Origin of the sequence: Flavobacterium sp., assembly GCF_044368625.1 — a bacterium.
GTDB lineage: Bacteria > Bacteroidota > Bacteroidia > Flavobacteriales > Flavobacteriaceae > Flavobacterium.
Genome location: NZ_JBIPPD010000109.1, coordinates 1 through 10929, shown reverse-complemented (window position 1 = coordinate 10929; position 10929 = coordinate 1). Strand labels below are relative to the sequence as shown.

The following is a 10929-nucleotide window of genomic DNA, read 5'->3' as shown; positions in this document are numbered from 1 at the left end:
TGAGTCGTAAGTCGTATAAGCCTCTAATTTTGCACTTAAAGCTTCGTTTTTAATCTGTAAGGCGTCAATTCGAGAAGTATAATCTTCTTTTTCTTTGGATGTTCCTTTGATTTCCTTAACTCTTAAATTACGAATTTTTTTATTGTTGGTTGCGATTTGTTCGTACACATCCAACTTAAATTTTTCCAAGGCTTCTGTTGCTTCGTTCTTGGTTTCCATCAAGTCCACGCGTGCGTCCAGAACCTTTTCTTGTGTGTCCTTAACTTTGGTTTCGGCGTCCTTGCAACTTGTAAAGGTTGATGCTAAAACCGTAGCGAGGATTCCTAATGTTACTACTGTTTTTTTCATAGTATTTGTAAAATTTATCGTTCTTTAAATCTATAGTACAAAGATGGGACTGTTTGCTTCGAATTATTTTACACTACTTTTTTTTAAGATTATAATATTTAAACTTTTAGATAAAATGTGCAGATTTTTTTTCTTTTTTAAATGCAAAGGTTGCCACACTTAGTGGGAATGCAGTTTTAAGCGTGTAATTGGAGGTAAAAAGGATTGTGCTTTATTCAAAATATTATTTATAAATACGTTACATCGATACAGTTGCTTTTACTTATTTTTGCACGATAAAAAATCTCACGATGTACAAACATTTCATTCGACCGCTTCTTTTTAACTTTGATCCTGAAGACGTTCACTATTTTACTTTTTCGATGATTCGCAAAATCTCTAAAATTCCAGGGATGTCACTTTTGTTTCAAAAAATGTATGGTGTAAACGATTCGCGCTTGGAACGTGAAGTATTTGGTTTGAAATTTAAAAATCCAGTTGGCTTGGCGGCTGGTTTTGATAAAGACGCAAAATTATACAAGGAACTTTCCAATTTTGGTTTCGGATTTATAGAAATTGGAACATTAACACCCAAAGGACAGGAAGGCAATCCTAAAAAGCGTTTGTTTCGTTTAAAAGAGGATCAGGCCATTATTAACCGAATGGGTTTTAACAATGGAGGAGTTTTGGAAGCAGTAGCGCGTTTAAAGAACAATAATGGTGTATTGATTGGCGGAAATATCGGTAAAAATAAGGCAACGCCAAATGAAGATGCCGTTTTGGATTACGAAATTTGCTTTGATGCTTTGTACGATTATGTCGACTATTTTGTTGTGAATGTGAGTTCGCCCAATACGCCCAATTTACGTGCTTTACAAGACAAAGAGCCTTTACAACAACTGCTGCAAACCTTGCAAAACAAGAACAACTTAAAATCGAAACCCAAACCAATTTTGCTCAAAATAGCACCCGATTTATCAAATGAACAGTTGTTGGACATTATTGATATTATCAATTCCACAAAAATTGCGGGAGTTATTGCTACCAATACGACGCTTTCGCGTGAAGGTTTAATATCCGAAAATAAGTCAGAAATGGGTGGATTGTCTGGAAAGCCTTTGGCAAAAAGAGCTACCGAAGTCATTCGGTTTTTATCCGAAAAAAGCAATCGTTCGTTTCCAATTATTGGAGTAGGTGGTATACACTCTGCCCAAGATGCTATCGAGAAATTAGAGGCTGGGGCGAGTTTGGTTCAATTGTATACCGGATTTATTTATGAAGGACCAGCTTTGGTAAAAGCCATTAATAAAGCCATTCTTGCTAAGGTTTAAATTACATTTCGAAGGAAACCAATATTCCAACAAGCATTGCAATTCCGAAACTTAATAATGTTCCGATGAGGACATATTCTGTAAGTTTACGGTCTTTGGCTTCTTTCAAATCGCCAAATCTGAAAATTGATTTTGCAGCCAACAGAAAACCGATTGCTTCAAAATGTCCTGTTGTTATAAAACAAAATACAAAAAGCCGTTCGAGAATCCCAATGTAATTTCCCGCGTTTTGTAAGGAATCGTCTTTGCTGTCTTTTTTTTCAGGTGTCCAAATTGAAAGTATGTTTTTTAAAAATAGTGAAGTTGGTTTGGTCAATAGTACGATTCCAGTACTAAAAATCCAAACACGAGAACTGATATCATTTATAGGTATAGTTGTTTTGGTGTAAAGTAATACAGTGATAAAAATCATCAGCAAATGCGCTACTTGATCAATTGAAAACCAAATTCTTTTTGTTTTACTGGTTTGAAATTTCAATTTTATAAAATCAATTATTCCATGTGAAATTGCCAAAAGAATTCCATAAATTAAAAAGTCTTTTTTTGCTACAAAAATTAAAATAAGCGCCATATGAAGCGCGATGTGAATGTATAGATAAATACTTTTTTCTTTCTTTTTTTCTTTGTCAACGACCCATTTGCTTGGCTGCAGTAGGAAATCGCCAAGTAGATGTGCTAAAAAAAGTTGTATAAAGATGATCATTTTAAAGCATTTTTAATTTTTCTACAAAGGCATTGTTTATTTCCAGTACCAAATCAAAATTGGCTCGTTTCCGTCTTCGACTTACAGCGGCTTGATTGATACCTAATTTTAAACCAATTTCTTCCTGAGAAAGTGTCGGATTTTGAATTGTTATTAATACAAATTCAGCAGGTTGTGCCAGCCAATTGTCCATAAACGATAAACCAAGTTTCAGTATCAAGTTCATTTCTTTGTCAAAAACAGGATTAGAACTATTGACCGATAGATTGATTTTTTGCTTTTTTAAATTTTCAAAACCCAAACCCGAGTGTACAAAAGCGCTTCCATTACTTTCGGAAATTTTTTTGGCTTTAAACGTTTTTTCGCCAAAACCAATACTCATTCGAGCATCTAATTTGATGCTTCGCAAATAGGCTTTTATTTGAAAAGCGGTGAGTAAAGCCACTTCGCAATTTTGTACTTCCAACTGAAATTCGTCGCCGCGGTAAATCTCCCAGTCTGAGGGCGTTTTACCCAATTGTAAAAAAATTTTCTTCAAACCCTCGAGCCAATTTACAGTTTTGGCCTTACGGGAACCTTTGATATCTCCTGTAATGATGCAATTCATAACTCAAATTTAGTTTTTTTTTTCTAAAATAAAAGTATATTACTTAAAAATGTAATATTCTTATTTATTACTTTTTTGTGTAATATTTAAATTTATTACCATTTTATGTAATATTATGTTTTATTACCATTTTGTGTAATATTTTTTTTTCGCTATCGTTTTCGTACATTTTAATTCTTTACTATCTTTGGCAAATGAAGTCAATCAAAATTATTGAATGTCCACGTGATGCCATGCAAGGCATAAAATCGTTCATCCCTACGGCCGAAAAAGTGGCCTATATTCAGTCGTTATTACGAGTAGGTTTTGACAGTATTGATTTTGGAAGTTTTGTTTCCCCTAAAGCTATTCCTCAAATGGTCGATACCGCAGAAGTTTTAGCACAATTGGATTTATCACAAACAAAAAGCAAGCTTCTAGCAATTATTGCCAATACAAAAGGTGCCGAAATGGCGTCACTGCATTCTGAAATTCAATATCTAGGATATCCATTTTCTATTTCTGAAAACTTTCAGATGCGAAACACCCACAAAACCATCGCCGAATCGTTGGTTACTTTACAGGAAATTTTGGACATAGCAAACAAAACCAATAAAGAAGTAGTGGCTTATCTTTCTATGGGTTTCGGAAATCCGTATGGCGACCCTTGGAATGTAGAAATCGTGGCAAAATGGACCGAACGATTATCCAATATGGGAGTCAAAATACTCTCTTTATCCGATACCGTGGGAAGCTCCACGCCCGATATTATTGAGTACTTGTTTTCAAATTTAATCCCACAATATCCACAAATCGAATTTGGAGCCCACTTGCACACCACGACCGATAAATGGTTCGAAAAAGTAAATGCGGCTTACAAAGCAGGTTGCCATCGTTTTGACGGTGCTATTCAAGGATTTGGCGGATGCCCGATGGCCAAAGATGATTTAACAGGAAACATGCCTACCGAAAAGTTACTTTCTTACTTTACAGCAGAGAAAGCGGATACCAACACCAGCCCGATGAGTTTTGAAAGTGCTTATAATGAAGCCACCAAATTATTTGGAAAGTATCATTAACGATTTTCAAAATCAGTAAATCAATCAAAAAATAAAATAAAGTTTTTTTCAGGAGCTTTATCCAGCTGTACATTGCAAGTCCTCGGCAAAAAGCTTGTTTTTCCAAGCCCAAAAAGGAGCTTCTTTGGTCGCTCTTTTTGGGCAGTAAAAACTAAGCTTTCTACCTCCGGGCTTTCCATTTCCATCTGGGCTAGGATACAGTATAAACTAACCCATCTGGTTTTCAGAATTAAAATCCCAATTCCTCGAAAAAATAAATTATAAGAAACCATTTTTTACGTATATTTGCACGCAATTAAACCACAACTACAAAAGGCAATGATTGCACATCAAACAAAAATTATCGGAGAAGGTCTTACGTACGATGATGTTTTATTAGTACCCAATTTTTCCAGCGTACTTCCCAGAGAAGTCAATATTCAAACAAAATTTTCCCGAAATATAACGTTAAACGTTCCTATTGTTTCAGCAGCAATGGATACCGTTACCGAAAGCGCGATGGCTATTGCTATGGCACAAGAGGGTGGAATTGGTGTTTTGCATAAAAACATGACCATCGAACAGCAAGCTACTAAAGTTAGAAAAGTGAAACGAGCCGAATCGGGCATGATCATTGACCCAGTTACTTTACCACTAAATTCTACAGTAGCTGATGCAAAAAATGCCATGAAAGAATTTGGCATTGGCGGAATTCCAATCGTTGATGAAAACAAAAAATTAAAAGGAATAGTTACCAACCGCGATTTGCGTTTTGAAAAAAACAGTTCACGTCCTATTGAAGAGGTTATGACCTTTAAAAACTTGGTTACCGTTGCTGAAGGCACTTCTTTGGCAGAAGCCGAAATCGTTTTACAAGGACATAAAATTGAAAAATTACCAGTTGTTAATGCAGAAAATACTTTAGTTGGATTAATCACTTTTAGAGATATTACCAAACTCACGCAAAAGCCGATTGCCAATAAAGATGTTTATGGTCGTTTACGTGTTGCCGCCGCCATTGGTGTAACTGGCGATGCAGTTCATCGAGCCGAAGCCTTAGTCCATGCAGGCGTGGATGCTTTAATCATTGATACGGCTCACGGTCACACACAAGGTGTAGTGAATGTTTTGAAAGAAATAAAAGCTAAATTTCCACAAATCGACGTAATTGTAGGAAATATTGCCACTCCAGAAGCAGCCCGATTTTTAGTCGAAAATGGCGCTGATGGCGTAAAAGTTGGAATCGGACCGGGTTCAATTTGTACAACACGAATTGTAGCAGGTGTTGGTTTTCCGCAATTTTCAGCTGTGTTAGAAGTAGCAGCTGCAATAAAAGGTTCAGGTGTTCCCGTAATTGCAGATGGCGGAATTCGTTATACAGGCGATATTCCCAAAGCAATTGCCGCAGGAGCCGATTGTGTGATGTTAGGTTCACTTTTAGCAGGAACTAAAGAATCTCCCGGAGAGACCATTATTTTTGAAGGTCGGAAATTTAAATCCTACCGCGGTATGGGGTCGGTGGAAGCGATGCAAGAGGGTTCTAAAGACCGCTATTTTCAAGATGTGGAAGACGATGTTAAGAAACTAGTTCCGGAAGGAATCGTGGGACGTGTTCCATACAAAGGAGAATTGAACGAAAGTATGCAGCAATTCATCGGCGGACTTCGTGCAGGTATGGGGTATTGCGGTGCGAAAGACGTGCCGATATTGCAAGATACAGGCCGTTTTATTCGCATCACCGCCAGCGGAATCAATGAAAGTCATCCGCATAATGTGACGATTACCAAGGAAGCTCCTAATTATTCTCGATAATTTTCTACTATAAGATTTAAAAGTTCGGCAGATTTGTCGGACTTTTTTTTGATTTTTTTTAAGTAAAATAATGTATTCTAAATTTATGTAGGTAATTTCCCTATCTAATTTTATCCCCAACAAGTTGCGAACTTTAGCTACCCCTCGTATATTTGTAACACGAAAAAATAAAAATGAAAAAGCGAGAGTACAAAATTCATATAATTGGAGCAGGAGTAAGCGGACTTGTCTCGGCCAAAGTTTTGGAAGATAATGGATTTAGTCCCGTTATAATTGAAGCAACAAGTCGGGTAGGAGGTCGAGTAAAAACAGATCTTGTGGATGGTTATCAGTTAGACCATGGTTTTCAGGTTTTACTCACGGCGTATCCCGCTGCTCAAAAATATTTGAATTTTCAAGCATTGGAATTGCAACTGTTTCTTCCCGGTGCGGCAATTTTTAAAAACGGAAAGCAACAAGTAATAGGTGATCCATTACGGGCATTTTCATTATTAGTACCTACCTTGTTTTCGAATATTGGGACAATAGCCGACAAAATTAAAGTGCTAAAACTGAATTTACTTTTAAAGAAAACATCTTTAAACCAAATTTTCGCAAAACCTGAGAAAACAACGTATTCCTATTTGATTGATTTTGGGTTTTCTGAAAAAATGATTTCCGAATTTTTTCAGCCCTTTTTTAGCGGAATTTTTTTAGAAAACAAGTTGGAGACATCCAGTCGTATGTTTGAATTTGTCTACAAAATGTTTGGAGAAGGCAACGCAGCTTTACCAAAAGCAGGTATTGAAGCCATTCCACAACAATTGAAAAATAATTTGAAGGACACTACTTTTCTGATGAACTCTAAAGTGAAATCGGTTACGGATAAGGAAATATTTTTAGAAGATGGAACAATATTAGAAAGTCATTTTACCATAATTGCTACTGAAGCTACCACCTTTTTAAAGGAAAAACCAATACAATCTAAGCTTTGGAAATCATGTGACACGCTTTATTTTGAAACAGAAAAGCGAACCATCCATCAACCCTTAATTGGATTAATTGCTGATACAAACACGTTGATTAACAATATTTTTTACCACACCCGTTTACAATCAATTTCGGTAGGAAGTAAAGAACTACTCTCAGTGACTGTTGTAAAAAACCACGGATTAGATCCAGAAAATTTGCAAAAGCAAGTAGAAAATGAATTGCAAAAGCATTGTGGTATTTCGTCTTTACGATTTTTAAAACATTATGCCATTCCAAAAGCGTTGCCACAACTTAAAGATTTGAGATATGAAATTAATCCGAAAGAAACACAGTTTTCGGAGACCATTTTTCTCGCAGGAGATGTGCAGCTCAATGGATCAATAAATGCAGCGATGCTTGCCGGTGAACGAGCGGCTTTAGGAGTGTTAAATTCTGTTTTTCAAGATTAAAAATTATTTTAAAATTTAATTTTTAAAACCAAATCAGCACTTACTCTCAATCCTAAAATCACAAAAAGCCGATAAATCAGAAGATTTACCAGCTCTTTGCTTCGTAACTAAATGTAACAACCTTTATTTTCCTGTAAAATATTTTTTAAAGTTCTAAAATAGCATTGATTTACCTGACAATAATCGACATATCAACACGTCTTGCTTGTGCCGCAGAAGATGAGGTGTCCTCGCCTCTAAACGATGTTAAGATACGATTTTTAAAAATAGTACCGTCCATAAAAATCTGTTCAACTGATTCTGCTCTTCGCATCGAAAGTTGTTTGTTGTAATCAGGTTTTCCCAATGGACTTGCCCAACCTTCGAGCATTACTTTTGCTTCGGGATAGGTTAGTAAAATTTGGATCAATTCCTGAATGTCTTTATAATATTCGGGACTTAACGTTTCTGAATTATTGTCAAAAAATACTTGTTGTTTAAAGTAGGCCCGATTTTCTTTAGTCGTTGCTGTCGAAACTACAATTTTCTTGGTGATTTTCATTTTTTGCTCCAAACTATCCATCTGTCGTCGCACATTTTCAAGTCGGTTTTTTACCCAACTTAACGTGTCTCTTAGCGAATTATCTTTTTTAGGAACAATAGCAATAGTCTGTAACCTTTTTAATGAGTCAATAGTAAACTGCATTGCCTCAATTGTTCTTCTGTTGGACGGAATAACCGTTGTAGAATTGGATGTATTGGGAACATAACCCGCATTTTGAGCAGCATTCCCTGGCAATATAACCGTGGAATTGTCACTTTTTCTTGCGTTTGGAATCGTATTGTTAACATTTAAATTGTCAATTCGTTGATTCAAATACCGCAATTCTCTGAGCACTTCTTCATTAGAAACAGTGTTGGCACTTCTATACGTTTCGGAAGCACGCTTTGGATAAAGCAACCGTAGATCGGCTAGTTCTTGCTTCAATTGTTTATTCTCTTTTTCTTTAAGTTGTGCTCGTCGTGCTTCAGCAACTGCGGTGAGAAAAGAATCCAGTTCTGTTTTGGTCATTACAATCGTACTTTTTTCAGAAGTCGTTTCGCTTTGTGCAAAAAGACTTGCTGAAAATAATATACATACCGAAAGTATTAGTGCTTTTACTTTACTTAATGTTTTTTCTTGTACCATTTTATTAAAAATTTAATTTGTACCCTATTGAAAGTCGGTGTATGTCGATAAAATTGTGTGCAGTGTAATCTGCAAAAAGTTTACCTCCTAATACATTAAAGGAAGTTCCCAAAATTAAATTGGGGCTGAATGTACTTTGTCCTGCCGCCTGATTGTATCCCACACCTACACCCACATACGGATTTAAAATCACGCCTGCATCTACACTAAAAGGAATAGCAACATTGGCATTAATTCCAAATCCTGTATTTTTTCCTGGAGCCAAATAGGCGTCTGGCATAAACTTGAACGGCGAACCCGTAAAGGCGTAGTTTCCCCTCACCCCAATGGTCATTGCCACCTCATCTGCAACAGCAATACCGGTAAAAACAGAGAATCCTTCGTTCATTACAAAACCAGTAGCTACTGCTTTTTCTGGATTTTCAGAGGCAAGTGAAGTGGTTCCGATTGCATCCGTGGTTACTTTTGTTTCAGCGGGTTGTTGCACCACTTGAGGAACGATAGTTGCTGGTTGACTGCCTGTAGTAATTACCGTAGTTTTATCTTGATTTTGAACATTTCCACCTAAGTTGTTAATACGTTCGGTGTTTTTATCGATTTTGCGATCCAGTTCGTTCAGTTTGTCTAAAATACGCTGCGAAGCGTCTTCTTGACGCATTGGCGAAAGATTTTCGCGATAAGCGCCTGAATTTACTTCTAATAATAAACGTTCTAATCGATCCATTCGATCATCAATCGATTGAGGATTACGTGATTCTTCATCCACACCTTGGATCACTTTCTCAATCATTTCTCCTAACTCTTTAGGAGTCATTTGAATGCGTGATTCCTGCAATTTTTCTGCTTTTAGAACAACAGCTTTAGGTTCTTGATTCGTTTCAATTCGGCGTTCTAATTCTTTTTTCTCTTCAATAATGGCTACCGCTTTTTGCGTATCGTTGTTTTTATAAGCCTGAGAAAGTTCTGATTCCAATTGGTCAATTCGATCTTGGTAGATTTGTGTTTCTTGTGCCACTTTTTGATCTACTTCATTTCTCAAAAGTTTATCTGTATCCGCCGCTTTTTTTCCTAACTGAAACCGAATTCCCGCCGTATACATTGTATGTTGTCTTAATTCTTCTGGTGAAATTGTGTTTTGTAAATCGTCCGAATTACGATCCGAAGTGAACATCAAACTGGCATCACCAAAGACTTCAAAATTTCTGCCCAACGGAATGTTTAAACCCAATCCACCTTTTGCAAAATAACCTGAAGTGGCACCTGTCAAACCATTTTTTCCTACATAACTGTTGGTGTTGACATTTAAATATCCACCACCTACGTTGATGTAAGGAACCAAACCACGAGATACATTCAATTTAGCAATAAAATCAACACCATACATTGCCAAATCATCCCAATCGGTAGAAATTTCTTCATTTCGAGTCGACTGATAGTAATATCCTCTCAAACCCACATATTGGTTCAAATCAAAACCTACTTTTCCTCCCAGTAAATAGGTATCACGCAAGTTTGTCTCGTTGTCAAAGTTTATAAAGGAACCAACAGGCTCGATTATTAGTTTCAAACCACTTTGTCCACCCGAAAACTTGTTTCGATATGCTTCGTCTAAGGCACTCATTTCCTCAGGGCTTCTGCCTCCAAGGTACAGTTGCAGTCCAGCCAAAGCTGACCAGTTGTACATTCTAGTATTTCGATTGTCGTTTAACCAATTTTCGATATCGCCTTGGTCTTGTCCATCTTGAAACAATACCGAAGCGGGATTCATATTGAAAACCGTATTCTTGGCTTCTAAATTTAGAAACAATCGCTCGCCCAATTTAATTTGGGTGCCCAATCCCACTTGTGCATAAATCTGTTCGGATTTCCGCTGATTGGCAGGTGCTCCAATTGCAGCTATATCCACTTCCAATTTTTGAACACCAGCACCAAATGTAAAGTAAGGTACGAAAGTGCCTCTTGTAGGAATATTAGCTTTAAACTCTCCACCAATTCGTTCAATATCAACGCTTCTTGAGCTGAAATTGGTTACAAAATCATCGGAGAAAAAGTTCAAACCATCAACGGTATTTTTTAAATCGGCCGACTTTTCAAAAATCGCTCTCAATTCGATAGCTTCACCAAATCCGAAGCCAACTCGTCCACCGTACATTATTCCATCCTCAATTGCGGTGTTTTTGTCAAACCAATTGTAGCTTGCTGTAGGTTGTAATGTGAGCGTGATGTCTTTCATCTGTGCATTTCCTTTCGCTCCTAAAAAAGCCAAAGTACAAATAGTAATCATTTTTTTCATAGCATTCAATTTTAAATTTGTAAAATGCAACTTTTGTACAGTAAATCACCTAGTAATTACTGTCACTACTGTTGCCTAATTAGAAAGATTTTTTGTTGTAATTAAAGCGAATAAATAGTTAAACTGCTTAACAGAATCGTCGATCAGTCGAGGGTGTTGAAGTAATTTTGAATAGTGAAGGACAGTAGTATTTGTCTATCGAATAGTGAGGGATGAAAGTGTATTTAAAC

The 10929-nt window shown here is 36.6% G+C and carries 10 protein-coding genes; 4 read left to right on the top strand and 6 right to left on the bottom strand.

The annotated features are described in order from the left end of the window. The coding region (locus tag ACIQ2X_RS09485) for a hypothetical protein (protein ID WP_396178690.1) at positions 1-348 on the bottom strand (348 nt) is incomplete at its 3' end. A 290-nt stretch (positions 349-638) separates the two neighbouring features. Between ACIQ2X_RS09485 and ACIQ2X_RS09480 the strand changes: the two genes are divergently transcribed. After that, positions 639-1658 (top strand): quinone-dependent dihydroorotate dehydrogenase, encoded by a 1020-nt coding sequence (locus ACIQ2X_RS09480; RefSeq protein ID WP_396178689.1) that lies wholly within the window; start codon positions 639-641, stop codon positions 1656-1658. 1 nt (position 1659) lies between these two features. On the opposite strand, the gene ACIQ2X_RS09475 is transcribed toward ACIQ2X_RS09480, so the two are convergent. Next, positions 1660-2361 (bottom strand): DUF3307 domain-containing protein, encoded by a 702-nt coding sequence (locus tag ACIQ2X_RS09475; RefSeq protein ID WP_396178688.1) that lies wholly within the window; start codon positions 2359-2361, stop codon positions 1660-1662. A 1-nt stretch (position 2362) separates the two neighbouring features. Beyond that, the gene (locus ACIQ2X_RS09470; protein ID WP_396178687.1) at positions 2363-2968 is read right to left on the bottom strand and encodes a hypothetical protein; all 606 of its coding nucleotides are present in this window, start codon (positions 2966-2968) and stop codon (positions 2363-2365) included. A 194-nt stretch (positions 2969-3162) separates the two neighbouring features. On the opposite strand from ACIQ2X_RS09470, the gene ACIQ2X_RS09465 reads away from it, so the two are divergent. Continuing rightward, positions 3163-4026, top strand: coding sequence for a hydroxymethylglutaryl-CoA lyase (locus ACIQ2X_RS09465; protein ID WP_396178686.1), 864 nt, complete (start codon positions 3163-3165; stop codon positions 4024-4026). A gap of 20 nt (positions 4027-4046) precedes the next feature. On the opposite strand, the gene ACIQ2X_RS09460 is transcribed toward ACIQ2X_RS09465, so the two are convergent. Next, positions 4047-4298, bottom strand: a complete 252-nt coding sequence (locus tag ACIQ2X_RS09460; protein WP_396178685.1) for a hypothetical protein — start codon at positions 4296-4298, stop codon at positions 4047-4049. A gap of 46 nt (positions 4299-4344) precedes the next feature. Between ACIQ2X_RS09460 and guaB the strand changes: the two genes are divergently transcribed. Together guaB and ACIQ2X_RS09450 are read left to right on the top strand one after the other, a co-directional pair. After that, positions 4345-5817 carry an IMP dehydrogenase gene (gene guaB / locus ACIQ2X_RS09455; RefSeq protein ID WP_396178684.1) on the top strand — a complete coding sequence of 491 codons (1473 nt, stop codon included), beginning with the start codon at positions 4345-4347 and terminating at the stop codon, positions 5815-5817. Between the two features lie 173 nt (positions 5818-5990). Beyond that, positions 5991-7238, top strand: coding sequence for an FAD-dependent oxidoreductase (locus ACIQ2X_RS09450; RefSeq protein ID WP_396178683.1), 1248 nt, complete (start codon positions 5991-5993; stop codon positions 7236-7238). A 169-nt stretch (positions 7239-7407) separates the two neighbouring features. Here the strand turns inward: ACIQ2X_RS09450 and ACIQ2X_RS09445 are convergent, their stop codons facing one another. Together ACIQ2X_RS09445 and ACIQ2X_RS09440 are read right to left on the bottom strand one after the other, a co-directional pair. After that, positions 7408-8406 carry an OmpA family protein gene (locus tag ACIQ2X_RS09445; RefSeq protein WP_396178682.1) on the bottom strand — a complete coding sequence of 333 codons (999 nt, stop codon included), beginning with the start codon at positions 8404-8406 and terminating at the stop codon, positions 7408-7410. Positions 8407-8410: 4 nt separating this feature from the next. Then, positions 8411-10699: an outer membrane beta-barrel protein gene (locus tag ACIQ2X_RS09440; RefSeq protein ID WP_396178681.1), complete on the bottom strand. Its 2289-nt coding sequence runs from the start codon at positions 10697-10699 to the stop codon at positions 8411-8413. Between the last annotated feature and the right edge of the window lie 230 nt (positions 10700-10929).

What these genes read in the sequence shown, in the direction of transcription:
- ACIQ2X_RS09465 (WP_396178686.1), top strand. Translation starts at nt 3,163, where the DNA reads ATGAAGTCAATCAAAATTATTGAATGTCCACGTGATGCCATGCAAGGC.
- ACIQ2X_RS09470 (WP_396178687.1), bottom strand. Translation starts at nt 2,968, where the DNA reads ATGAATTGCATCATTACAGGAGATATCAAAGGTTCCCGTAAGGCCAAA.
- guaB (WP_396178684.1), top strand. Translation starts at nt 4,345, where the DNA reads ATGATTGCACATCAAACAAAAATTATCGGAGAAGGTCTTACGTACGAT.
- ACIQ2X_RS09450 (WP_396178683.1), top strand. Translation starts at nt 5,991, where the DNA reads ATGAAAAAGCGAGAGTACAAAATTCATATAATTGGAGCAGGAGTAAGC.
- ACIQ2X_RS09475 (WP_396178688.1), bottom strand. Translation starts at nt 2,361, where the DNA reads ATGATCATCTTTATACAACTTTTTTTAGCACATCTACTTGGCGATTTC.
- ACIQ2X_RS09480 (WP_396178689.1), top strand. Translation starts at nt 639, where the DNA reads ATGTACAAACATTTCATTCGACCGCTTCTTTTTAACTTTGATCCTGAA.
- ACIQ2X_RS09440 (WP_396178681.1), bottom strand. Translation starts at nt 10,699, where the DNA reads ATGAAAAAAATGATTACTATTTGTACTTTGGCTTTTTTAGGAGCGAAA.
- ACIQ2X_RS09460 (WP_396178685.1), bottom strand. Translation starts at nt 4,298, where the DNA reads ATGGTTTCTTATAATTTATTTTTTCGAGGAATTGGGATTTTAATTCTG.
- ACIQ2X_RS09445 (WP_396178682.1), bottom strand. Translation starts at nt 8,406, where the DNA reads ATGGTACAAGAAAAAACATTAAGTAAAGTAAAAGCACTAATACTTTCG.